This window comes from Comamonas sp. A7-5 (assembly GCF_039581385.1).
Classification (GTDB): domain Bacteria; phylum Pseudomonadota; class Gammaproteobacteria; order Burkholderiales; family Burkholderiaceae_C; genus Comamonas; species Comamonas thiooxydans.
Genome location: NZ_JBCPWO010000005.1, coordinates 1 through 22,464, shown reverse-complemented (window position 1 = coordinate 22,464; position 22,464 = coordinate 1). Strand labels below are relative to the sequence as shown.

The following is a 22,464-nucleotide window of genomic DNA, read 5'->3' as shown; positions in this document are numbered from 1 at the left end:
ACCATGGAGATATTCGACAGCCAGCACACGGATGAGCTCGCCACGCTGGTCGCACTGGCAGACCAGGGCTCGTTTGCCGCTGCGGGACGATTGCTGGCGCGTCACCCTTCGGTGCTCTCCAAGCGCATGCAGGCGCTCGAGCGAAGACTGGGCGTGCGTCTGGTGGAGCGCACCACGCGCCAGCTGCATTTCACCAGCGAGGGCTGGCGACTTGTCGAAAAGCTGCGCCAGGCTGCCCATCTGATTCGGGATGCAGAGCAGGAAGCGGCGCAGGGAGCGCAGGAAATACGGGGGCGCCTGCGCTTGTCCATGCCAGCGACGATGGGGCGGCGGTGGATCAGCCCCATGCTGGCGGATTTTTCCCTGGCCTACCCGGAGGTAGCGCTCGAAGTGGAGTACAGCGAGCGCATCGTGGACATTGTGGGAGAGCGTTTTGACGCCGCCATACGTATCGGCAATCTGGCGGACAGCCGGCTGGTTGCCACGCGGCTATGCGATCAGTATCGCCTTCTGTGTGCATCCTCCAGCTATCTTGAGCGCCATGAAGCGCCAGACAGGCCTGCGGATCTCGCTCATCACAACTGCCTGGGCTACACCGGCCTCCTGGATTTTCCGCAATGGCGACTGGTTCAGTCGGCAGGAAAGAGGGCTGCGAAGACCGCCGAATCGGTGCGCGTCAGCGGCTCCATTCTTAGCAACGACAACGAAGCCTTGCTTCATGCGGCAATCAAAGGGGTGGGCATCATTGCCGGCAGTGACTGGCACCTCATGCCCTCCATCCATGCTGGAGAGCTGGTCCGCATATTGCCGCAATGGACGTTGGGAGATACCGGGGGCATCTACCTGCTACGACCTTCGGGGCAGTACAACACGGGCGCCATGAAGGCGTTCAAGCAATGGGTGACGGAGGCTTTCGCGGCGGCTCCCTGGCGGCCCTCAGACCGCTGAGGCGCCCTGCCTGCCCTGCTGCTTCAGGGCGATGAGTACAGGTAGCTCAAGGCCTGGAACTCGGTTGCCGCGCGAGGATCAGGAGCCGCTCTTGCTTCCCAGCCAGGCAGCGCTATTGAGAAAAAAGCGTACCAGCTCGCTTTGACGGCGGGCGCCGGTCTTGGAGAAGATGGAGCGCAGGTGAGCTCTTGCGGTATTGAGGCGAATGCCCAGCTCTTTGGCTGCCTCCTCCAGCGTCAAGCCATGGGTCAGCTGTATCACCAGCGAGGTCTCTGCAGACGTGAGCTGAAACAGCTGCTGCGCCAGATGTGTGGATGGATCGGCCTTGCCATCGGTGTTGCGCATGAACACCGCGACGCAGGGACGGCTCTTGGCCTCTGCGTTGTCACCCGAGGAAATGCTCTGGACGACAAGCCCCCAATTGAGCTGACCCGAAGGACGGGCAATCGAGATGCCTTCGGTCATGACGGACGCGGATGCCAGGGAGGACAGCAAGGCATCCTTGACCAGTCGCTGGAGCTTTCGGTTGTCGCTTGCATATTCAGCCTCCAGCATGCCTCCGGAGATCCGGATGCCATCCTGAGCATCGAGAATGCCTTTGGCCGCAGGATTGCTTTCCAGCACTTGGCCATTCTGGTCCAGGATGACGACACCCACCATCAAGCGAGCCGTGACGGTGCTGTACAGCGACATGACCTGACGATCATGGTGCAGCGCCAGATGCATGTTCAGCGCACGGCGGATGTGCGGCATGATCATGCGGCCCAGATCCAGATCCCGCTGGCTGAAGGCCGGTTCCGACTCGGGGCGCGTGATCCGCAGGCCGTAGACACTGCCATCGGTAGTCACGATATCGGCAGCCATCACATGGAAAATATTGTGCACACGGCACCAGTCCTTGTAATAGACGCTGCTGCGCCATTCGCTTTCGGACATCAGGTCGGGAATGGTCTTGAATTGCTCCTTGGGCATGCCAAGGAAAGGACTGTGCTCGCTGTAGACGTCGTGCGTAAGCAAGCCTTCGAGCCCTCCGGATGCGGTGACCACCAAGCCGATATTGTCTCCCTCGGTCTGGCGGATGATCAGCACTGCAAAATTGCTGCGCATATGCGTGCGAATCACCTCCAGGCAGGGAACCCAGGCCTCCGGCAAAGAAGCCGCATCGTAGAGGTGGTTGATGAATTCGCTGAAGCGCTCCGCACTGATCAGCTCTGTTGTCTCTGGGTTCTGAATTCCGGATGTCGAGCCATCTTTGAGTGCAAAAGTCATTGAGGCTTGTGCGTAATCGATGGGTTTCAGTTTGCCGTAGGTGGGGCTCATTGCGTTGACCTCTTGCTGTCTTGCATTATCTGTGCCCCTGATCGGCCTGCTTCGTTCAATGCCGTCGCATGAACGACATAAAGCCGTCTGGCAGCTCTTGAACGGGTCGGTGTGTAGTACATGCTCCAGCAAGCTGAGCATCGAATGTGCGGTGAGCCAGTCCTGCAAACCGTTCAACGTGCCCCTTTGTGATGCGGTCCTTGGCGAAGAGGCTCACTCTCTTGCGAGCTGGAACTGAAACGTATTGACGCGTGTGGAATGGAAGCATGCAAAAGGGGAGCGATGCTCCCCTTTTGTGATCTCTGGCGCATGCATGCGATGAGCGGTGTGCGCCCGTGTGCCAAGCGCTACGGGCGATTGTGGCCTGGACTCACACCCAGACCGGCCTATTGCACCGCTTCGTCCTGGTCGGCCAGAAAGCCGCCGCTCTGGTGCGCCCAGAGCTTGGCGTAAATGCCGCCACGCTGCAGCAGTTGCTGGTGCGTGCCTTCCTCCACGATATGGCCTTCGTTCATCACGATCAGGCGATCCATGGCCGCGATGGTGGACAGACGGTGGGCAATGGCGATCACGGTCTTGCCGTCCATCAGCGAGTCCAGGCTTTCCTGGATGGCGGCTTCCACCTCGCTGTCCAGCGCGCTGGTGGCTTCGTCGAGCAGCAAAATGGGCGCGTCCTTGAGCATCACGCGTGCAATCGCCACGCGCTGGCGCTGGCCGCCCGAGAGCTTGACGCCGCGCTCGCCGACCTGGGCGTCGTAGCCGCTGCGGCCCTTGAGGTCGGTCAGCGTGGCGATGAAGTCCGACGCCTCTGCCTTGTCTGCCGCGGCGTGCATCTCGGCTTCGCTGGCGTCCGGGCGACCATAGAGGATGTTGTCGCGCATGGAGCGGTGTAGCAGCGAGGTGTCCTGCGTCACCATGCCGATGGCGCTGCGCAGGCTGTCCTGCGTCACGCTGCGGATGTCCTGGCCGTCGATGGTGATGCGCCCGCTTTGAGGCTCGTGAAAGCGCAGCAGCAGATTGACCAGCGTGGACTTGCCCGCGCCCGAGCGGCCGATCAGGCCGATGCGCTCGCCGGGGCGGATGTGCAGGTCCAGATGGTCCAGCACCTTTTTGCCGCCCGCCTTGTAGGCAAAGCTCACACCCTCAAAGGCAATCGCTCCTCGCGTGACCTGCAGCGGCTTGGCGTCGGGTGCATCGACGATGGTGCGCGGCTTGGTCAGCGTGGTGATGCCGTCCTGGATGGTGCCCACGTTCTCGAACAGGCCCGTCATCTGCCACATCACCCAGTGCGAGTAGCCCATCAGCCGCAGCGCCATGGCAATCACGGCCGCCACCACGCCGGCGGAGGCCTGACCCTGCGTCCATAGATACAGAGCCGTTCCGCCGCTGCCCAGCAGCAGCAGGGCAATCATCAGGTGGTTGGTGATCTCGAACAGGCTGACCAGACGCATCTGCGCATAGCCCGTGGCCTTGAAGGCCTCCATGGCATTGCGTGCGTATTCGGCTTCGCGGCGCGTGTGGGCAAACAGCTTGACGGTGGCGATATTGGTATAGGCATCGGTGACGCGGCCCGTCATCATGGAGCGCGCATCGGCCTGCTCCTTGCCGATCTGGCCCAGGCGCGGCACAAAGTAGAAGCAGGCGGCGGCATAGGCGACGAACCACAGCGCAAACGGAATCATGAGCCGCCACTCGAAGCTGGCGGCCAGGATCAGAATGCCGATCATGTAGACGCCCACGCCCACAAACACGTCCACCACCATGAACACCACTTCGCGCACCGACAGCGCGGTCTGCATGATCTTGGTGGTGATGCGGCCGGCAAACTCGTCCGCATAGAAGGACATGCTCTGGCCCAGCATCAGCTTGTGAAACACCCAGCGCAGCCGCATGGGGAAGTTGATGGCCAGCACCTGGTGCATGACGGTGGTGTGCAGGGCCAGCAGCGCCACGCTGCCCAGCAGGATGGCGGCGATGCCCAGCACCGTGGCTTGCTGTTCGGCCCAGAAGTTGGCGGACGAGACCGTCCTCAGCCAATCCACCACGCGGCCCATGATGGCGAACAGCACTGCTTCGTAGGCGGCCAGCAGGGCCGAGGTAAGGGTCATCAGGCCAATCCAGCCGCGCATGCCCTGGGTACAGGCCCAGACAAAGGCAAAGAATCCCTTGGGCGGAACCTTGGGCTCCTGGCCGGGATAGGGGGCTACCTGTTTTTCAAAAAATCGGAACAAGATGGAAATACTCCCGGTTCATGCTTGTGGCATATCTTGTCCCCATGGTAGGGGAGTGCCCTGGATTGGTGTCAAGCGTACGGGATGACCGCTTGTCCCATGGGCCATTGGCATGGGCCGATGACCGCGCGTCGAACTCGGGCTATGCGCAAGGTCCGCGACGGGCATGAAAAACGCCGCATCTTGTGCGGCGTGGCAGGAAAGCGCGCGGCGCGATCAGGCGTTGGGCAGGAAGCCTTCCACCGACAGGTAGCGCTCACCCGTGTCGTAGGCAAAGCCCAGCACTCTGGCACTGGGCGGCAGCTCGGGCAGCTTCTGGGCAATGGCGGCCAGCGTGGCACCCGAGGAGATGCCGACCAGCAGGCCTTCCTCGCGAGCGGCGCGGCGCGCGTATTCGCGTGCGGGCTCGGCCTCCACCTGAATCACGCCGTCGAGCAGGCTGACGTCCAGATTCTTGGGCACAAAGCCGGCGCCAATACCCTGGATCGGGTGGGGCGCGGGCTGACCGCCGGAGATCACGGGCGATGCGGCCGGCTCGACCGCATAGACCTTGAGGTTGGGAAACTTGGCCTTGAGCACCTTGGCCACGCCGGAGAGGTGACCGCCCGTGCCCACGCCGGTGATGAAGGCGTCGATGCCGTCGGGGAAGTCGCGCAGGATTTCCTGGGCCGTGGTGGTCTCATGCACGGCCACGTTGGCGGGGTTCTCGAACTGCTGGGGAATCCAGGCGCCGGGCGTCTGGGCGGCCAGTTCCTGGGCGCGGGCGATGGCGCCCTTCATGCCTTTTTCTTTGGGAGTCAGGTCAAAGGATGCGCCATAGGCCAGCATCAGGCGGCGACGCTCGATGCTCATGCTCTCGGGCATGACCAGGATCAGCTTGTAGCCCTTGACGGCTGCGACCAGGGCCAGGCCTACGCCGGTGTTGCCGCTGGTGGGCTCGATGATGACGCCGCCGGGCTTGAGCGCGCCGGATTTCTCGGCGTCTTCCACCATGGACAGCGCAATACGATCCTTGATGGAGCCGCCGGGGTTGCTGCGCTCGGACTTGATCCAGACGTTGGTATTGCTGCCGAACAGACGGTTGATGTGAATGACGGGCGTGTCGCCAATCGTTTGCAGAATGTTGTCAGCTCTCATCGGACCTCCGCGAATAAGGGGTGGTGGGACAGTGGATCGCAGCGCAGGCTGTTTGCGCAGACACAGAGCATTGTGCACGCAAGCGTTCTGCGAATGGGCTATATCGATATGACCCGAAAAGTGGGCAAGGCCGCGGGCGATGATTAACATCGGCCCATGAATCTACGGTTTCTGGAAACCTTTGTGCTGCTGGCCGAGCTGCGCAACTTCCGCATGACGGCCGAGCGGCTGTACACCACCCAGGCAGCGGTCTCCAGCCGCATCGCCACGCTGGAGCAGGAGTTCGGCGTGCGCCTGTTCGACCGCGGCGTGCGCGAGGTCACGCTCACGGCCGACGGCGCCAAGGCTCTGGTGCATGCCGAGCGCATGCTCCGGCTGATGCGCGAGATGCGCGAAGACATGCTGGACAAGCAGGCCTATGCGGGCGTGATCCGCATCGGCGCCATCGAATCCATCGTGCACAGCTGGTTCCCCGACTTTCTCGCGCTGCTGCAGCAGCGCTATCCGCGGCTGCAGGTGGAGATCGCCTGCGACACCACCATCCATATGTCGGAGCAACTGCTCAAGGGCCAGCTCGATGTCTCGCTGCAGGCCAAGCCCGTGTCCGGCGGTGCCATTGCCAATCTGTCGCTGGGCGAGTTCGCGATGGCCTGGGTGGGCAGCCCCAAGCTGGGCATAGGCGACGAGACCCTGAGCCTGGCCGAGCTGGCGGCTTTTCCCATCATGAGTTTTGCGCGCGGTTCCGAGCCGTATGCGGTGATCGAGCAGCTGTTCAGCGCCGAAGGCAACGCCTCGCCGCACATGAATTGCATTGCCTCGGTGGCGACCATGATCCGTGTGGTCTGCGACGGCCTGGGCGTGGCGGCCGTGCCGCCGGCCATCATCCAGCGCGAGCTGGCCGAGCAGCGCCTGCGCCTGCTGCGCGTGGATCGCGAGTTTCCCTCGCTGCCGCTGGTGGCCTGCTGGCGCAACGATCATCAGAACCCGCTGGCCGAAACCGTGGTGCGCGCCGCCGAAGAGGTGGCCACGGCCTTTGCGCTGAACCATGGCCAGGCCGTGGCGCGGCTGCCCGGCACCCGTCTGGCAGGGGACGCATAAAGCGCAGGAGCAGGCACCACCGGTGCGGGCGCCAATGCCTGCCGTGCATTGGGGCGTGCCTCAGTACTGAATAAAAAAGGAGCTGCTATCGACTGATACCTATCGATTTCAGAGTGTTTTCTATCTGAAATCGATAGCAGTCAAGCGCTAGAAGCTCCTGTTTTTTGCTCTGCAATCAGGCCTGGGCCAGCAAAGCCTCCACGGCCAGCGCCACCGACAGCAGGCGCTGGTCCTGACCGGCCGTGCCGGCCAGGCTCAGGCCCACGGGCGCTTCGCCCGCGCGGTGGCAGGGCAGGGACACCGCACAGCCGTCGAGGAAGTTGATCAGCGTGGGATTGCGCAGCATCAGCCCGTTGGCCGCGAAATAGGCTTCGTCGCTGGCCTCGAGCTCGGCAATCTTGGGCGCGATCACGGGCACCGTGGGCATGAGCATCAGGTCGTGATCGGCCATCTGCGCCTGGACCCGGGCAATCCACTGCTGGCGGAGCGCCAGCAGCTCGATGTAGTCGGCCGCGCTGATGTCCTTGCCGCGCAGAATGCGTGTGCCCACGCGCGGATCGTATTCGGCCAGACGGCCGGCGCCGTCGATATGGCTGCGGTGCCAGGCCCAGGCCTCGGCGGCGGTGAAGCCGCCCTTGGCATTGATCTGCGCAAGCTCGGCAAAGGGCGGCACCACGGCCTCGGTGATCTGCACGCCGGCCGCGTAAAGCTGCGACAGCGCACGCTGCCAGGCTGCGGCCACGGCGCTGTCCATGCCGTCCAGCACCACATTCGTGGGCGCCAGCAGGCGCAGGCCCTGCAGCGATGCCGCGCGCAGCTCGCCAGGCGACTGGCCCGACAGCACCGCGTCCAGCGCGGCGCAGCAGCGCACGCTGGGCGCCAGCGGTCCGATGGAGTCAAGGTTGGCTGACAGCGGCAGCACGCCCTGCATGGAAACGCGCCGCGCCGTGGGCTTGAAGCCGGTCAGGCCGCACAGCGCCGAGGGAATGCGCACCGAGCCGCCGGTGTCCGAGCCGATGGCGGCCAGTGCCATGCCGTCGGTCACCGAGATGGCCGCGCCCGAGGACGAGCCGCCGGGAATGCGGCCGCCGTCGATGTCACGCTGCCAGGGATTGCGCGGCGTGCCGTAGTGCGGATTCAGCCCCAGGCCCGAGTAGGCGAACTCGGTCATATTGGTCGTGCCCACGATGACCGCGCCCGCGCGGCGCAGGCGCTGCACGACTTCGGCCGTCTGCGTGGCGGGTGCGGCATCGGCCAGCAGCCTGGAGCCGCCCAGCGTGGGGTGACCCGCGATATCGAACAGATCCTTGACCGAGATGGGCAGGCCTTCGAGGGGCGAGCGTGCCAGGCCGGCCGCGCGCAGCACATCGCTGGCGCGGGCTTCGGCCAGGGCCTGCTCGGGCAGCAGGCGCGTGAAGACGCGCGGGCCTTCGCCTTGCGTGGCGCGCTCCAGTGCCTGCTCGGCCAGTTGCAAGGCGCTGGTCTGGCCTTGGGCCAGGCGCTCGGAGACCTGATCCAGGCGGGGAGAGACTGAAGTCATGGGTAGCTCCGTGTTCAGGCGACGATGTCCAGCAGTTCGCTGCGGTAGCGGTGGCGGATGCTGCGCTGGCTGCGCGGGTCGTACAGCTCCATGGCGAACTGCGTGGCAGGGCGTATGCCGCCGATGGCGGCCATGGTGCCGCAGGTCATGCCGCTGCCTTCGGGCAGCTGGCTCTGGCCGCCGGTGTAGCCTGCGATCAGGTCCTGGGGCGTGCGCAGGCTGGCCAGCGTGCCTTCCTGGTACAGCACTTCGCGGCCGTCCTCCACGATCCAGGAGCGCAGGATCAGCTCGTCCCAGTGGCCGGCCACATCGGCAAAGCGCCAGGCCTGGGTGGCCACGGGCTTGATGCAGGCCTGCTTGGAGAAGGCAACGCTATAGGCTTCGAGCTTGCGATCGGTGTGGTCCGAGGCCAGGCTCACGAACATCTCGCCGCCATGGCTGAAGACGAAGACCTCGGCCTCGCCCGAGGAGTCCGGGCCGAGTACCTGCAGCGTGCTGCTCTGGCTCAGCTGGTTGCTGGCGATGCGGTAGTACAGCGGAACGGCGCTGGGGCGCGGAATGCCGAGCGCGGCCAGCTCCTCGATGTGGTGCTCGATGGCCGCATGGTCGCGTCCGGCCCAGCCGGCGACGATCAGGGTGTCGAAGATGGGGGCCAGGGTCTGGCCTTCGGGGGTGGTGAATTGCAGTTGCATGGCGGAAAGCTCAAAAAGGGGAAGGCGGGGCCGTGGGCCCCGCATGGCGGCGCTGCGCAGGCAGCGTCAGGAGGTCACTGCTTCTTGACGAAGAGCACGACCAGGAAGGCGGCGAGGAACTCCAGCGCGGCCACGAAGTACAGCCCCGAGGACAGCGAGCCGGTGCTGGTCTTGAGCGCGCCGATCATGTAGGGCGCCACAAAGCCGGCCAGGTTGCCAACGGAGTTGATGAGGGCGATGCCGCCGGCGGCCGCCGTGCCGGCCAGAAAGGCCGAGGGAATGGACCAGAACACGGGGAAGGCGGCGAGGATGCCGACGGAAGCCAGCGTCAGCGCGCACAGGGCCAGCACGGCGTTGTGCAGGAACATGCCGGTCAGGATCAGGCCTGCTGCGGCGATCAAGGCGGCGATGGCGCTATGCATGCGGCGCTCGCCGGTCTTGTCCGAATGCATGCCGTTCCAGACCATGGCCAGCGTGCCGGCGAGAAAGGGAATGGCCGAGATCAGGCCGATCTGCAGATTGTTCTGGATGCCGATCTCCTTGATGATGGACGGCGACCAGAAGGCGATCGTGGCGTTGCCGCTGACGATGCAGAAGTACACGGCAGCGCACAGCCAGACGCGGTAGTTGCGGCAGGCGTCGGCGAAGGAATGCTGCTTGTGGCCCTGCTGGCTCTCCTGGGCGACGGCGGCGGTGACGGCGCGCTGCTCGGCGACGCTCAGCCACTTGGCGTTCTCGGGCTTCTCGGGCAGCCAGGCCAGCACGAAGAAGCCGGCGATCACCGAGGGAATGCCTTCAAGGATGAACAGCCATTGCCAGTTGGCCAGATGACCCACGCCCTGCATGCCGTTCATGATGGCACCCGCGATCGGGCCGCCCACGGCGCCGGCGATGGCGAACGAGGTCATGAACAAGCCGTTGATGCGCGCGCGGTGGCGGGCCGGGAACCAGTAGGTCAGATACAGCACCACGCCGGGGAAGAAGCCCGCCTCGACCACGCCCAGGATGAAGCGCAGCACATAGAACATGGTGGGCGTGGTCACATAGGCCATGGCCATGGAGGCAGCACCCCAGAGGATGGTGATGCGCGCCAGCGTCTTGCGTGCGCCGATCTTCTCCAGCAGCAGGTTGCTGGGCACTTCGAACAGGAAGTAGCCGATGAAGAAGATGCCGGCGCCCAGGCCGTAGACGGCCTCGCTGAACTGCAGGTCCTGCAGCATCTGCAGCTTGGCGAAGCCGACGTTGACGCGGTCTATCCAGGCCAGGACAAAGAGAAAGACCAGAAAGGGGATCAGGCGCCAGGTGATCTTGCGGTAGGTGGCGTCCATGTCGGGGTGCGCGTGCGCACCGGCATGGCCGGCAAGAGGGTGGGTGGCGGAAGCCGGGCTGCTCATGGGGAGTCTCCTGTATGCGAAAGTGCAGCGAGCACATGGGGCGCTTTTGCCGGCGCTCCTGTGTGTCTTGGAACATGGGGTGCGGCGCGGGCCGGTGTTCCTGTGGCGGCAGTATCGAAAGGCAGCGAGGGGCTGTCCAACAAGAAATTCTGAGCGGCCCTGAATGCAAATTCTTATGAGCAGAGATGGTGCGGGCTGTGCACCGGCATGAGGCAGGTGTGCATCGATAAAACGCGGGAAAACCCTAGGTGATGCACGCGGCCGATGGCAGCGCCGGGCAGGCCGATGGCCCGGGTCTGCAGGGCTTGTGCTTGATTCAGGTCAAGCCCAGGGGAGATGGTGTTTCCCCTTGGGCCTGCAATCGGGAACAATGGGGCAGAGTCTGTTTGAGGGAGGACTGCTCTTGCTCACGTTCAACACAATTCTGGTGCTGCTGGGGGTCTGTTGCGTAGGCCTGCTGGTCGGTTTTTCCTGGCGCGAGCAGCGCTGGGGCCCCTGGGTCATGCTGGTGTTCGTGGTCAGCCTGCTGTCGCTGATGAGCTACGCGATTCTCAATCTGCTGCTTTAGCACCGCAGGCCAGGGCAGGCCGTGCGCGCAGCGGGGCCTTCCACAGCTCGGCCAGCAGCAGACCGGCAAACGTCATGATGCCGCCCACGGCGTGGTAGGCCGCCAGAGGCTCGTTCAGGGCGAAAGCCGCGATCAGGGCGGTGAAGACCGGGATCAGATTGAAGAACATGCTCGATCGCCCGGGCCCCAGCGTCTGCACCGCCTTCATCCACAGCAGCGGCGCGGCGATGGACGCCATGATGCCGGCGTAGCCCACTAGCGGCAGGTTGCTGGCGTCAAGCCCGGTCTTGGGCGAGAAGAGATAGAGCGGGAACTGCACGACCACGGCAACCAGCACCTGCAGATACAGCAGTTGCACTGTGGCCAGGCGCGGCATGGGCCAGCGCTTGAGCAGGATGTTGTAGACCGCGTAGGCCAGCATGGCCAGGAACATCATGGCATCGCCCAGATTCAGTCCCTCGGACGCCAGATGGCTGAGCCGGCCCGATGAAACCACCAGCGCGACCCCCGCAATTGCCAGCAGCGAGCCCCAGATGCCGCCATGCGTGAGTGGCTGGCCCAGCATGAACACGGCCAGGGCCAGCACCAGCATGGGCGTGAGCGAGCCGATGATGCCCATATGCGTGGCCGTGGTGAAGTGGGCGGCGTAATAGGCCAGGCTTTGGTAGATGACCATGCCCAGCACGCCCAGCACGAAGATCCGTGGCAGCAGGGGCTTGATGTCGGCGCGCTGGCGCCAGATCGAGGGCAGGACGAAGGGCGTGAACAGCACGGCGGCCACCAGCCAGCGAAAGAACCCGATCTCTGCCGCGCTGATGCTGTCTGCGGCCAACTTGCTGACCACGGTGTTGACCGACCAGATCAGCACCGCGCCCAGTGGTAATAGGTATGCACCCATATGAAACTCCTTGAGGTGCTTATGATGCGCTTGACGTATTTGAAGCGCATTGCTGATTTCAGACATTTCATAACTCAAGCCGGACGAACCCATGCCTGCCTCAGCCCCGACTCCCGGCCCGGTCGCCAAGCGCCATGCCGTACAGATACTGGACACCGACAAAGTGCCTGGCAGCTATTACTTCCGTTATGACGAGTTCGGCGAACACAGCGAGGCTCCGCCGCACAGCCACCGCTGGGGGCATCTGAACTATGCGGCCCACGGCAGTCTGAGCATGGACGTGCCCACGGGTCATATCCTGTGCCCGCCGCAGCACGGGGTGTGGATTCCGCCGGGCGTGGTGCACAGCTGCTATCTGCAGCATGCGGTGCAGTACCGCTCCGTCTATCTGGCCCCTGATCTGTGTGCGGATCTGCCGCAGACGGCGGGCTGCATGCGCCTGGGGCCGATTGTCAAAGCCGTGCTGGCGGACTTCGGCGCCAGGGGCGTGCAGATCCCGGTGACTGACGCAGACCTGCGTCTGGCACGGGTGGTGCATGACCAGCTGCGAGCCACGCCGCTGGAGCTGAGCTTTCTGCCCGTGGCCCGGCATCCGGCGCTGGTGCAGGTGCTGGACGCCATGCAGTCGCGCCCCGACGACCACCGCAGCCTGGCCGAATGGGCCGAGACCGTGCACATGACGGAGCGCACACTGGCGCGCCACTGCCAGCGCGAGCTGGGCATGAGCCTGGGAGAGTGGCGTCAGCGCATGCGCTATCTGCAGGCCATCGATGCACTGGAGGCCGGCCACACCGTGCAGCAGATCGCCTACGACCTGGGTTACAGCACGCCCTCGGCCTTTATTGCCATGTTTCAGCGCGAGTCCGGCCTGCCGCCCGAGCAGTTCAGGCGCGAGTTCTGTGCAAGTTCTTTCTGAACGCGGGATAATGCGCGCCGTGAAGTGCGCCAGACCGCCGCTGGTACTAGCCGAAAGGCCAACGCTTGCGTTGGGTCGAAAGACCGTACTGGAGGAACGTCCGGACTGCATAGGGCGGCGTAGCAGCTAACAGCTGTCCACCGTGAGGTGAGGATCAGAGCAACAGAGACGAGTCTGGCAGGAGTGCCGCAAGGCAGACCAACCAGGGTGAAACGGGCAATCTCTACGCGCAGCAATACCAAGTAGGCACACGTTGACGGGGCCCCCGGAGTGTGCGGGTAGGTAGCACCGAGCCATCAGGCGACTGATGGCCAAGATTAATGGCGGTCACATGGCGGGCAACCGTTGTGCACAGAATCCGGCTTATCGGCGCACTTCACACTTTCTTTCTCGCTCGGGCAGCGCCCGGCGTCCCCCCGGCATTCACTCCACCATCAGCGCGAACAGCTGATGGCGATGGTGAATATCAAGCCGCGCAAACGCGCGGTTGCGATAGGTCTTCACGGTGGCTGCGCTCAGCCCGAGATCGGCCGCAATGCCGTCCTGGGTCATGCCGCGCAGCAGGCGCAGGCAGACCTCGAGTTCGCGTGCCGTCAGACCCGGTGCCAGCTCCCGCAGGCGAGCCGGCCACCTCTCATCGCCGCCAGCCATGTCCGCAGTCAGCGCCAGGTGCTTGTGCGTCAGAGCCATCAGGGCGCTGGACAGGTCCGCGAAGTCGCTCAGATGCCGGTCGGCAAAGGGTTTCTGGTGCGCATGGCGATAGAGGTTGACGGCAAACACCGAGCCATCTGCACCGGGCTCGGCAATCGAGATGCGCTCAGCCACGCCATGTGCGTCATACACGCACAGGCGATGCAAGGGCGTGACCTCGTTGGCCTGCACATGGACCAGATTGCGCGCGCCTGGCATGCGCATATGTCCGGGCCATTCCTGGCCCCAGCTTCTGTCCTCGTGCTGAGGTCCCGAGAGATAGGCGCTCCAGCACTGGCGCGTGGTGTCCAGGACGCCCTGGGAGGCCGAGAGAAACAGCCGCGGCCGGCAGCTGCCGATGCGATACACCGACAGCGAGGCCGTTGGCGCGATGGCGCTCAGCTGCTCCAGTGCGGCCTGGGCAAAACAGCTCTGTCCCAGATGCTCCACCAGACCGGCCAGCAAGGCGCTGGCCTGGGCCATACCGCCAGCCGGCATGGCGTCAGTCGTCGAAGGTAGCTTCCAGGTTCTCATCGGTGTGTCTTGGCGTGGGCTGTCATCTTCTTGGGGGACAGCGAATTCTTCAACAGTGCTTACGCTCATGTCCCTGTGCATAGACATCGCAAGGAGAGCAATGCTGTCGCCAAACCATGATTTCCAGATTGCCGCTCCAGGGCTGCGCCACTTTGCCGAATTTCGCGTGCAGGTGGGGCCGGCGCAGGAGGTGGGCGAAACGACACGCGGCTTGCGGCGCGTGATTCCCATCGTCGGCGGCCAGGTGCAGGCAGAGGACTGGTCGGCGCGTGTGCTGCCGGGCGGGGCCGACTTCCAGCTGCTGGTCAGCGAGGAAGTGGCCGAGCTGGACGCGCGCTATGTCATCGAAACCGACGGCGGCGACCTGATCTATGTGAGCAACCAGGCCTTGCGCACCGGGCCGGCCGAGCTGATGCAGCGCCTGCGCCGCGGCGAGACGGTCGATCCCTCGGCGATCTACTTTCGCTGTGCGCCCCGCTTTGAAACGGCCTCCAAGCGTTTTGCCTGGCTGGGGCAGCGCCTGTTCGTGGGCGCGGGAGCGCGCTTTCCGGAGCAGGTCGTCATGCGGTTTTTCGAAGTGCTGTGAAACAGCATCGCAACAAGGAGACAAAACATGAGAACAGTGCAAGCCCAGAACCTGCCCGGACCCGTTTCTGCACGGGCCTGGCGACGTCGGCTGATGGTCCTGGCGCTGCTGGCTGGCGGCGGCGCAGCCATAGGAGTCGCGCAGGCCCAGACGGCTTATCCGAGCAAGACGGTGCGCATGATTGTGGGCTTTGCGGCGGGCACGGGACCCGATGTAGTGGCACGGCTGCTGGCACAAAAGCTCTCTGAAGCCTGGGGTGGCGTGGGCGTGGTGGTGGACAACAAGCCCGGTGCCGCCGGCCTGATCGCAGCCAGCGAGGCGGCGCGTGCGCCGGCCGACGGCTACACCATCATGCTGGCCGAGACCGGACAGCTCAGCATCGCTCCCAATACCTATCAACGGCTTGCATACCAACCGCGCAAGGATTTCGCCCCCGTCAGCCAGGTGGTGAGTTCCGACTTCGTGCTGCTGGTCAATCCCGAAAAGGTCAAGGCGCGCAATGTCAGGGACTTCGTGGCCTGGACCCGGCAGCAAAACGGCCTGTTCATGGCCACTTTCGGAGCGGGAACGCCGGGGCATTTCGGGGCTTATATGTTTGGCGATGCCGTGCAGTCCAAACCCGAGGTGGTGCACTACAAGAGCACTTCGGATGCCTTGAGCGGCATTTTCAGCGGCGATGTGCAGGGGGTGTTCGCTTCCTCCGGCATGGCGATCCCGCAGGTGCGCGCCGGCAAGCTGGTGGCCCTGGGAAGCACGGGCAGCGCGCGTGTGGAGCAACTGCCCGAGTTGCCGACCATGAAGGAGCAGGGCTTTGGCAACCTGGAGTTCAGCTCCTGGTTCGGCATCGTGGCGCCAGCCAGGACACCTGCGGAAGTGGTGAGCAAGCTCAATGCCGATCTGCTCAAGGTCCTGCAATCGGGCGACGGCAAGGCGCGGCTACAGGAGGCCGGCTTCAGAGTCACGGGCACCAGCGCGCAGCAGTTTGCCGACATCATTGCTGCCGATACCGTCAAATGGGGCAAGGCGGTGGCAGCGACGGGTTTTAAGGCGGACTGAGCGGACCGGCGCGCGCCGCGGCCGAGTCCGGCTCGAGGCGCGCGAAGGTCGATCCGTTCAGAACCTTTCCCAGGGCATCAGATAGCGCCACTGGCCCTCGGGCACCTTGGCCAGCGAGACGCGGCCAAGGCGCAGCCGGCGCATGCTGACCACCGTCAGGCCGATGGCAGCGCACATCTTCTCGATCTCTTCGGGCGCAATGCCCTTGAGAGCAAAGCGCAGATGGTTTTCGCTCTGCCAGCTCACATGGCAGGGAGGCATGCGACGATGGCCGTTGCCGCCGGGAATGGGCAGACCTTCGTACAGAATTTCCAGGCCATCTTCAATGATCTGGCCCTCCACGCCGACGATGATTTCCTGTTCCAGCCACATGCCTTCCTCGGTCAGCTTGCGTGCCACGCGCTTGTCCTGGGTGTAGACGATGAGGCCGCTGGCAGGCAGGGGAATCGTCAGAAACGACTCCAGATTCCTGAAGTGATGATCCAGCACCAGCTGGGGCATGGGCGTATCCAGCTTGGCCTTGGTGTCTTCTCTCAGCAGCGAATGCGCGCTGCGCACGCGGCCATAGGCCGGGCCCTGGGTCATGCCCGCAGGCTTGTTCATCAGGATGGTGACGGGCGGAATGGCTTCAGGCTTGGCATCCTTGCGCAGGATCACTACCTGGTCGGGGCGCACGCGGGTTTCGGGCACTTGCACCACTTTGCCGTCCACCTGGACATTGCCCGCGACGATATGGAGCTCGGCTTCGCGGCGCGAGCATTGTTCTTGCTCCGCCACGCGTTTGGCCAGGCGGATGCTTTCTTGTTCAGGCAGGGATTCAGACATGGCGAGAGCTTAATGCTCCGGCCATGTCCTAGTTGTCCACAGGTCTAGCGCGGCAGTCGCTGGGCGCTATCTGCCAAGGCAGAGCTTTTGAATGCGCTCCACATGCGCCAGCAGCGATTGCTGGGCCACGGGCCACAGGGCTTGAGGTGTGTCGGCGTAGGCAATCGCCACCCAGTCCTGAATGCTGCCGTCGGGCTTGGTGCGCATGGCCTGATGTACCTTGGCCTCGCGTGCCAGGCGGTGGGCCTTGAGGCGGGTGATCTGATGTCGCGCAAAGCCCAGCACATAGCCATGGGCGGGCAGGATGTAGCGAATGTCGTGCTCCAGGCACATGGAGTGGAGCCTGTCCAGCGAATCGAGGTAATCGATCATATTGCCGTCCGGCGGGCTGATGACGGTGGTGCTGCCATTGAGGATGTGATCGCCACTGAATAGCAGCGCGTCCTCCTCCAGCAGAAAGCACAGGTGGTTGGCCGCGTGGCCGGGCGTGAAGATGGCTTGCAGCGTATGCGTGATCTCGCCTTCTGCCCCTTGTCCGGTAAGCGTGATGCGCTCTCCGTCCCGTAGCGTCACCTCGGGTCTGAAGCGACTGTTGGCGCGCGCTGTGGGTGCCGACGGCAGGCCCATGATGGGAGGCCTGGCATGGCCGGAGAGCAGGACCATGGCCTGCAGCGGCGCGGCGCCCGGCGAGTGATCGGGGTGGGAATGGGTGCAGACGATGTAGCGGATATCGCCGCCGGCGGCATCGTGCAGGCGCTGCAGATGTGCGGCATCGTCCGGGCCGGGGTCGATGGCGATATAGCCGCTATGCACATCGCCGACCAGATAGCTGTTGGTGCCGGGGCCGGTCATCATGCCGGAGTTGGGGGCCGTCAAACGCAGCAGGTTCTTGCGCAGCGGCACGGCTTTTTCAGGCTGCCAGTCCAGATGGTGAATGCCGTGGCCGTCGGGCAGCACCATTTCCAGTTCGCCATAGGCCATATCGGTTTCGGTATGACGTGTGTCTTTGCCTTTCAGGTGGCCGCCACGGGGGCAGGCCTGCCACAGCGGCTTCTCGCTTAGCAGGGCATTGATCACGGCCTGGGTATCGGGTTGGTGAGCGATGCGCTGCAATGTACGCTGGGTGGGAAAGAGGATGAACAGCTTTTTCTCTTCAAAGCGCGCAATCGCATCCTGCGGAGAAATCCAGGTGGGCTCGAACTGCTCGGTTTCGTCGGCCACCGCCGTTTGACCCTCGGGCATGCGGGCCACAAAGAACGGCACGTTAAAGCGCTTGGGCAGGTCCAGTGGTGCGGTCCAGTGGGCCAGATACCAGAGCTGGTCCACGGCCAGCGTCCAGCCGCGCGCGCGGCATTGCTCATACAGCGATGCCTTGCGGTCCAGTTGCTGAACCTGGGCCGGTGGAACGGGTTGGCCGGCCTGGTCATAGGCCAGCAGGATGCCCAGTTCCTCAAAAGTCTCGCGAATGCCTGCCAGAGCCTGAGTAATGCGTTCATCTCCCGCCTCGGCGATCATGCTGGGGCGCACGCGCGCCAGCGCATGACTGGCTGGGGCTGCATCTTCATCTTCCTGGCCGCCACCGGGGAAAACATAGGCATTGGCAAAGATGCCTTGATCGGCACGCCTTGTCATCAGCACTTCAAAACCATTGCCGTCGGCGCAGTCGCGCAGCAACAAAAGCGTGGAAGCATCGCGCGCGGGAACTGGTGCGCGCTGGGGCTGAAGCAACTGGCTGGGGCGGGACTGGCTGGGTGATGTCATGAGGTCACATTATGCGAAGTCGCCGCGTTCGTGAATGTCACACCTGGACTAGTTGTGCACTCCTGCTGCGCGAATCGGGGAAAGCACTGAGAGCAAACGGCCGAGGACGTCTTGCATTTAGTTATTTGAAATAACAATAATGATGCAAAAGGAATGGTTATGACTCATAAAGAAATTGCAGTTGAGTTCCGTGGCGAAGCCGAACAGGTTGCCGTCATTCGCCTGATGCGTGCCGCCAAGCGCAACGCCTTGTCCGATGGGCTGGTGCTGGGTCTGCGCGATGTGTTCATGAATCTGCCCGCCAGCGTGCGCGCTGCAGTGGTGGATGGCGATGGACCGCATTTCTGCGCCGGCCTGGATCTGAGCGAGCTCAGCGAACGCGATGCGGCCCAGGGCGTTCTGCACTCACGCATGTGGCATGAGGCGCTGCGCCAGGTGCAGTTCGGCGCGGTGCCCGTTGTCGCCGCCCTGCATGGTGCCGTGGTGGGGGGCGGCCTGGAGCTGGCCAGCGCCTGCCATATCCGTGTGGCCGACAGCAGTACCTTCTATGCCTTGCCCGAAGGTTCGCGCGGCATTTTCGTCGGCGGTGGCGGCTCGGTGCGCATCCCGCGCCTGATCGGAGCCGCACGCATGGCCGACATGATGTTCACGGGCCGTGTGTACAAGGCCGAAGAGGGTGAGCGCATTGGTCTGTCGCAATATCTGGTGCCCGAAGGACATGCATTGGACAAGGCCGTGGAGCTGGCGCTGCGCATTGCCGAAAACGCCCCCATGACCAATTACGCCCTGATGCACGCGTTGCCCAGGATTGCCGATCAGCCCGCCGATCAGGGGCTGATGACAGAAGCTCTGATGGCTGCCGTGGCGCAGAGTGCGCCAGAAGCCAAGTTCCGTTTGCAGGAGTTTCTGTCCGGGCGGGCCGCCAAGGTCAGCAAGGACTGAAAGCACTCTCAAGAAACAACGCTGTGGAGACAAAGACAATGCAGGAGACAAACACAGCCATGCAGGCCCTCGGCCAGGTGGTAGAGGGGGGTAGGCCTCGCTACCGTGAGCTGGAGTTCGGCGTGCGCAGCATCCAGGTCAGGGAGGCAGGCGACGGCACTTTCTACGTGCGCTCCGACCGGGAGCTGGCAGAGCACGCAGCACGCATGACTGACAGGCTGCTGCACTGGGCGCAGACCACGCCGCAGCAGACCTTCATTGCCCAGCGGCAACGACTGGCCGACGGCAGCACCGGTGATTGGCAACGCATCGACTATGCCCAGACGCTGGCAGCGGCGCGCAGCATTGCGCAGTCCTTGCTGGACAGAAAGCTTTCGGCAGAGCGTCCCGTCATCATCCTCAGCGAGAACGATCTCGACCATGCCATGCTGGCCATGGGTTGCCTGTATGCAGGCGTGCCCTATTGCTCGGTTTCCACGGCCTATTCACTGGTCAGCACCGATTACGCCAAGCTGCGCCATGTGGTCGATACGCTCACGCCAGGCCTGATCTTTGCTGCCGATGCGGCGCGTTATGACAAGGCGGTACGCGCCGTGCTGCCCGAGGGCTGTGAGGTGGTTTACCGCAAGCCGGCCGTCGATGCCCGGACCTGTACCTTGTTTGCCGACCTGCTGGCAACCGAGCCTACAGCTGCGGTGGATGCCGCCATGCAGGCCACCGGGCCCGACACCATCACCAAGTTCCTGTTCACCTCGGGATCGACCAAGCTGCCCAAGGCCGTGATCAACACCCACGGAATGTGGTGTGCCAACCAGCAGCAGATTGCCCAGACCATGCCCGATATGGTCAAAGGCCCGCCCGTGCTGGTGGACTGGCTGCCCTGGAATCACACTTTCGGAGGCAACAAGAACATCGGCCTCGCGCTCTATCACGGCGGCACTGTCTATATCGACGAGGGCAAGCCTACGGCGGCGGGCATTGCCGAGACGCTGCGCAATCTGCGCGAGATCTCTCCTACCGTTTACTTCAACGTACCCACGGGCTTCGAATACATCGCCCGTGCCATGGAGAGCGATGCGCAGTTGCGCAGCAGCCTGCTCAAGCGCGTCAAGATGTTCTTCTACGCCGGAGCCTCTCTGGCGCAGCCCGTTTGGGATAGCCTGCACCGCACGCAGGAGGCCGAGTGCGGCGAGCGCATCGTGATGGGCACGGGCCTGGGCATGACCGAGTCCTCGCCTTCGGCCCTGTTCATCAACCGTCCCGATGTGCGCTCGGGAGACCTGGGCGTGCCCGTGCCGGGTCTGGAGCTCAAGCTGGCGCCTGTGGATGGCAAGCTGGAGGTGCGCTACCGCGGACCGAACGTCACGCCCGGCTACTGGCGCGCACCCGAAGCCACGGCAGAGGCGTTTGACGAGGACGGATTTTTCCGCTCCGGAGACGCCGTGCAGTGGCGCGACCCGCAGGATCGCAACCAGGGTCTGCGCTTTGACGGCCGCATTGCCGAAGACTTCAAGCTGGCCACGGGCACATTCGTCAACGTGGGGCCGCTGCGGGCCAGGATCATCCATGCCGGCGCGCCCTATATCCAGGATGTGGTGCTGACCGGCCTGGATCGCAAGGAGGTCGGCGCCATCATTTTCGGGACCCCGGCCTGTGCGGCCTTAAGCGGCCTGGACGCGGGGGCGACGCTGGAGCAGATCATGCACAGCCAACCCGTGCAGCAGCATCTGCAGACGGTTCTGAACCAGCTGGCGCAGACGGCCACCGGCAGTGCCACTCGCATTGCGCGGGCAGTGGCGGCGATCAGGGCGCCCTCGCTGGACCTGGGCGAAGTCACGGACAAGGGCTCCATCAACCAGCGTGCCGTGCTCCAGCATCGCGCCGATGTGGTGGCAGGCCTCTATGACGAAACGCTGGCCCTGATCCTGAAGCCCAATCTCTGAGCCAGAACAGGCTTGAGCCCAATGACAGAAAGCGCAAGCAGCTTTTAAAAGGATAGTGATATGCAAGTTCAGGATCAGATTGCCATCGTCACCGGCGGTGCCTCGGGCCTAGGCGAAGCCACGGCGCGTGCGCTGGCTGCCGCAGGCGCCAGGGTTGCTGTGCTGGATCGTCAGCTCGACAAGGCCAAGGTGGTGGCTGCCGAGATCGGCGGACTGGCGCTGGAGAGCGACATCTGCGATGCGGCCAGCGTCACGGCCGCGCTGGATGCCGTTCGCGAGCAATGGGGCGGCGATGCGCGCATTCTCATGAATGTGGCCGGCATCGGCACGGCCAAGCGCGTGATCGGCCGCGATGGCGAACCCGCACCGCTGGAAGACTTTGAGCGAGTGATTCGCGTCAACCTTGTCGGCAGCTACAACATGACGCGGCTGTTTGCCGCACGCTGCGCCAAGCTGGCGGCGCTGGAGGATGGCGCGCGCGGCGTGATTCTTTACACCGCCTCGGTGGCAGCCTTCGATGGCCAGGTGGGACAGCAGGCTTACAGCGCATCCAAGGGCGGCCTGGTCGGCATGACGCTGCCCATGGCGCGTGATCTGGCCCAGCACGGCATTCGTGTCTGCACCGTGGCGCCAGGCTTGTTCGCCACACCGTTGATGAAGGAATTGCCCGAGCCCGTGCAGCAGTCGCTGGCGGCATCCATTCCCTTTCCTTCGCGCCTGGGCAAGCCTTCGGAGTTTGCCGATCTGGCCGTGCATATCGTGCACAACGATCATCTCAATGGCGAGGTGATTCGTCTGGATGGTGCGCTGCGCATGGCTCCTCGGTAAGTGTTACCCCCTGAGGCACTTTGCGCCTTCCCCCAAGGGGGACGACACCATCGCTGCGGGGCTGCCCTTGCTCGATGTCTCTGGCTTGGAGAGTGCCAGAGCCAGCTCAGTGCCAAAGATTGAGACGTGTATTGATTCCACAGGACCGAAGAGTCCGTATTTCAAGCAGGAGACAAGTCATGCAAGGTCGTCGCAATTTCGTCAAAGGCCTGGGCGCTGGTGCCGCGCTGGCCGCATTCGGCGGCATCGCCAGCCGCAGCGCCTATGCCCAGGGCGGTGGCCCGCTGGAGCAGGTGCGCATTCTTTATGGCTTTCCCGCAGGCAGTGCCGGTGACTCGGTGGCCCGCCGCGTGGCCGAAAAAATGGGCGGCACCAGCTACTCCAAGAACATGGGCGTGGTGGAAAACAAGCCCGGTGCCGGCGGCCGCATCGCACTGGAGAATCTGCGTAACTCCGTAGGGGATGGCTCGGTGATTGCACTGTCCCAGGTCTCGGCCTTCTCCATCTACCCGCACATCTACAGCAAGCTGAGCTATCAGGCCAAGGATTTCGAGCCG

The 22,464-nt window shown here is 63.9% G+C and carries 20 protein-coding genes and 1 other RNA gene; 11 read left to right on the top strand and 10 right to left on the bottom strand.

The annotated features are described in order from the left end of the window. Positions 1–3: 3 nt before the first annotated feature. Positions 4–948: a LysR family transcriptional regulator gene (locus AAIL67_RS10420; protein ID WP_034377134.1), complete on the top strand. Its 945-nt coding sequence runs from the start codon at positions 4–6 to the stop codon at positions 946–948. 78 nt (positions 949–1,026) lie between these two features. On the opposite strand, the gene AAIL67_RS10415 is transcribed toward AAIL67_RS10420, so the two are convergent. The 3 genes from AAIL67_RS10415 to cysK all read right to left on the bottom strand — a co-directional run bounded on the left by AAIL67_RS10415 (position 1,027) and on the right by cysK (position 5,636). Continuing rightward, the gene (locus AAIL67_RS10415) at positions 1,027–2,268 is read right to left on the bottom strand and encodes a helix-turn-helix transcriptional regulator (protein ID WP_063663857.1); all 1,242 of its coding nucleotides are present in this window, start codon (positions 2,266–2,268) and stop codon (positions 1,027–1,029) included. Between the two features lie 386 nt (positions 2,269–2,654). Further along, positions 2,655–4,499: an ABC transporter ATP-binding protein gene (locus AAIL67_RS10410; protein WP_343483957.1), complete on the bottom strand. Its 1,845-nt coding sequence runs from the start codon at positions 4,497–4,499 to the stop codon at positions 2,655–2,657. Positions 4,500–4,715: 216 nt separating this feature from the next. Then, positions 4,716–5,636: a cysteine synthase A gene (gene cysK / locus AAIL67_RS10405; RefSeq protein ID WP_343483956.1), complete on the bottom strand. Its 921-nt coding sequence runs from the start codon at positions 5,634–5,636 to the stop codon at positions 4,716–4,718. A gap of 156 nt (positions 5,637–5,792) precedes the next feature. Between cysK and AAIL67_RS10400 the strand changes: the two genes are divergently transcribed. Further along, positions 5,793–6,734: a LysR family transcriptional regulator gene (locus AAIL67_RS10400; RefSeq protein ID WP_063663860.1), complete on the top strand. Its 942-nt coding sequence runs from the start codon at positions 5,793–5,795 to the stop codon at positions 6,732–6,734. 175 nt (positions 6,735–6,909) lie between these two features. Here AAIL67_RS10400 and AAIL67_RS10395 read toward each other — a convergent pair whose 3' ends face one another. From AAIL67_RS10395 to AAIL67_RS10385, 3 genes are all read right to left on the bottom strand, one after another. After that, positions 6,910–8,274 carry an amidase gene (locus tag AAIL67_RS10395; protein ID WP_343483955.1) on the bottom strand — a complete coding sequence of 455 codons (1,365 nt, stop codon included), beginning with the start codon at positions 8,272–8,274 and terminating at the stop codon, positions 6,910–6,912. A 14-nt stretch (positions 8,275–8,288) separates the two neighbouring features. Continuing rightward, on the bottom strand, positions 8,289–8,966 hold the full coding sequence (locus tag AAIL67_RS10390; protein ID WP_343483954.1) for a DUF2848 domain-containing protein: 678 nt from the start codon (positions 8,964–8,966) through the stop codon (positions 8,289–8,291). Between the two features lie 74 nt (positions 8,967–9,040). Beyond that, positions 9,041–10,360 (bottom strand): MFS transporter, encoded by a 1,320-nt coding sequence (locus tag AAIL67_RS10385; RefSeq protein WP_343483952.1) that lies wholly within the window; start codon positions 10,358–10,360, stop codon positions 9,041–9,043. Positions 10,361–10,763: 403 nt separating this feature from the next. Here AAIL67_RS10385 and AAIL67_RS10380 point away from each other — a divergent pair, with 403 nt between their 5' ends. Beyond that, positions 10,764–10,928, top strand: a complete 165-nt coding sequence (locus AAIL67_RS10380; protein ID WP_223305621.1) for a hypothetical protein — start codon at positions 10,764–10,766, stop codon at positions 10,926–10,928. Here the strand turns inward: AAIL67_RS10380 and AAIL67_RS10375 are convergent. After that, positions 10,912–11,826: a DMT family transporter gene (locus tag AAIL67_RS10375; protein WP_343483950.1), complete on the bottom strand. Its 915-nt coding sequence runs from the start codon at positions 11,824–11,826 to the stop codon at positions 10,912–10,914. The genes AAIL67_RS10380 and AAIL67_RS10375 overlap by 17 nt on opposite strands. Positions 11,827–11,917: 91 nt before the next feature. Here AAIL67_RS10375 and AAIL67_RS10370 point away from each other — a divergent pair, with 91 nt between their 5' ends. Together AAIL67_RS10370 and rnpB are read left to right on the top strand one after the other, a co-directional pair. Next, on the top strand, positions 11,918–12,742 hold the full coding sequence (locus tag AAIL67_RS10370) for a helix-turn-helix transcriptional regulator (protein ID WP_224648928.1): 825 nt from the start codon (positions 11,918–11,920) through the stop codon (positions 12,740–12,742). Positions 12,743–12,763: 21 nt separating this feature from the next. Beyond that, an RNA gene (gene rnpB / locus AAIL67_RS10365) (RNase P RNA component class A) lies at positions 12,764–13,124 on the top strand. Between the two features lie 41 nt (positions 13,125–13,165). On the opposite strand, the gene AAIL67_RS10360 is transcribed toward rnpB, so the two are convergent. Continuing rightward, entirely contained in the window at positions 13,166–13,930 is a 765-nt protein-coding gene (locus AAIL67_RS10360; protein ID WP_343484133.1) for a LuxR C-terminal-related transcriptional regulator, read from the bottom strand. Between the two features lie 136 nt (positions 13,931–14,066). Between AAIL67_RS10360 and AAIL67_RS10355 the strand changes: the two genes are divergently transcribed. Together AAIL67_RS10355 and AAIL67_RS10350 are read left to right on the top strand one after the other, a co-directional pair. After that, positions 14,067–14,552: a DUF3237 domain-containing protein gene (locus AAIL67_RS10355; RefSeq protein WP_034377123.1), complete on the top strand. Its 486-nt coding sequence runs from the start codon at positions 14,067–14,069 to the stop codon at positions 14,550–14,552. 93 nt (positions 14,553–14,645) lie between these two features. Further along, the gene (locus tag AAIL67_RS10350; protein WP_052052777.1) at positions 14,646–15,608 is read left to right on the top strand and encodes a tripartite tricarboxylate transporter substrate binding protein; all 963 of its coding nucleotides are present in this window, start codon (positions 14,646–14,648) and stop codon (positions 15,606–15,608) included. A 57-nt stretch (positions 15,609–15,665) separates the two neighbouring features. Here the strand turns inward: AAIL67_RS10350 and AAIL67_RS10345 are convergent, their stop codons facing one another. Further along, positions 15,666–16,433 carry an RNA pseudouridine synthase gene (locus AAIL67_RS10345; RefSeq protein WP_063663866.1) on the bottom strand — a complete coding sequence of 256 codons (768 nt, stop codon included), beginning with the start codon at positions 16,431–16,433 and terminating at the stop codon, positions 15,666–15,668. Between the two features lie 66 nt (positions 16,434–16,499). After that, positions 16,500–18,194 carry an MBL fold metallo-hydrolase gene (locus AAIL67_RS10340; protein ID WP_253232581.1) on the bottom strand — a complete coding sequence of 565 codons (1,695 nt, stop codon included), beginning with the start codon at positions 18,192–18,194 and terminating at the stop codon, positions 16,500–16,502. A 159-nt stretch (positions 18,195–18,353) separates the two neighbouring features. Between AAIL67_RS10340 and AAIL67_RS10335 the strand changes: the two genes are divergently transcribed. From AAIL67_RS10335 to AAIL67_RS10320, 4 genes are all read left to right on the top strand, one after another. Next, on the top strand, positions 18,354–19,136 hold the full coding sequence (locus AAIL67_RS10335) for a crotonase/enoyl-CoA hydratase family protein (RefSeq protein ID WP_003069038.1): 783 nt from the start codon (positions 18,354–18,356) through the stop codon (positions 19,134–19,136). Between the two features lie 38 nt (positions 19,137–19,174). Continuing rightward, entirely contained in the window at positions 19,175–21,079 is a 1,905-nt protein-coding gene (locus AAIL67_RS10330; protein ID WP_343483947.1) for a feruloyl-CoA synthase, read from the top strand. Positions 21,080–21,139: 60 nt separating this feature from the next. Further along, positions 21,140–21,907 carry an SDR family NAD(P)-dependent oxidoreductase gene (locus AAIL67_RS10325; RefSeq protein WP_034377115.1) on the top strand — a complete coding sequence of 256 codons (768 nt, stop codon included), beginning with the start codon at positions 21,140–21,142 and terminating at the stop codon, positions 21,905–21,907. 179 nt (positions 21,908–22,086) lie between these two features. Beyond that, positions 22,087–22,464: tripartite tricarboxylate transporter substrate-binding protein (locus AAIL67_RS10320; protein WP_343483945.1), on the top strand; the 378-nt coding region annotated here is incomplete at its 3' end.

Bases quoted from the DNA above. Each gene is read 5' to 3' on its own strand.
- AAIL67_RS10420 (WP_034377134.1), top strand. From the start codon at position 4: ATGGAGATATTCGACAGCCAGCACACGGATGAGCTCGCCACGCTGGTC.
- AAIL67_RS10415 (WP_063663857.1), bottom strand. From the start codon at position 2,268: ATGAGCCCCACCTACGGCAAACTGAAACCCATCGATTACGCACAAGCC.
- cysK (WP_343483956.1), bottom strand. From the start codon at position 5,636: ATGAGAGCTGACAACATTCTGCAAACGATTGGCGACACGCCCGTCATT.
- AAIL67_RS10400 (WP_063663860.1), top strand. From the start codon at position 5,793: ATGAATCTACGGTTTCTGGAAACCTTTGTGCTGCTGGCCGAGCTGCGC.
- AAIL67_RS10395 (WP_343483955.1), bottom strand. From the start codon at position 8,274: ATGACTTCAGTCTCTCCCCGCCTGGATCAGGTCTCCGAGCGCCTGGCC.
- AAIL67_RS10390 (WP_343483954.1), bottom strand. From the start codon at position 8,966: ATGCAACTGCAATTCACCACCCCCGAAGGCCAGACCCTGGCCCCCATC.
- AAIL67_RS10385 (WP_343483952.1), bottom strand. From the start codon at position 10,360: ATGAGCAGCCCGGCTTCCGCCACCCACCCTCTTGCCGGCCATGCCGGT.
- AAIL67_RS10375 (WP_343483950.1), bottom strand. From the start codon at position 11,826: ATGGGTGCATACCTATTACCACTGGGCGCGGTGCTGATCTGGTCGGTC.
- AAIL67_RS10370 (WP_224648928.1), top strand. From the start codon at position 11,918: ATGCCTGCCTCAGCCCCGACTCCCGGCCCGGTCGCCAAGCGCCATGCC.
- AAIL67_RS10360 (WP_343484133.1), bottom strand. From the start codon at position 13,930: ATGCCGGCTGGCGGTATGGCCCAGGCCAGCGCCTTGCTGGCCGGTCTG.
- AAIL67_RS10355 (WP_034377123.1), top strand. From the start codon at position 14,067: ATGCTGTCGCCAAACCATGATTTCCAGATTGCCGCTCCAGGGCTGCGC.
- AAIL67_RS10350 (WP_052052777.1), top strand. From the start codon at position 14,646: ATGGTCCTGGCGCTGCTGGCTGGCGGCGGCGCAGCCATAGGAGTCGCG.
- AAIL67_RS10345 (WP_063663866.1), bottom strand. From the start codon at position 16,433: ATGTCTGAATCCCTGCCTGAACAAGAAAGCATCCGCCTGGCCAAACGC.
- AAIL67_RS10340 (WP_253232581.1), bottom strand. From the start codon at position 18,194: ATGACATCACCCAGCCAGTCCCGCCCCAGCCAGTTGCTTCAGCCCCAG.
- AAIL67_RS10335 (WP_003069038.1), top strand. From the start codon at position 18,354: ATGACTCATAAAGAAATTGCAGTTGAGTTCCGTGGCGAAGCCGAACAG.
- AAIL67_RS10330 (WP_343483947.1), top strand. From the start codon at position 19,175: ATGCAGGAGACAAACACAGCCATGCAGGCCCTCGGCCAGGTGGTAGAG.
- AAIL67_RS10325 (WP_034377115.1), top strand. From the start codon at position 21,140: ATGCAAGTTCAGGATCAGATTGCCATCGTCACCGGCGGTGCCTCGGGC.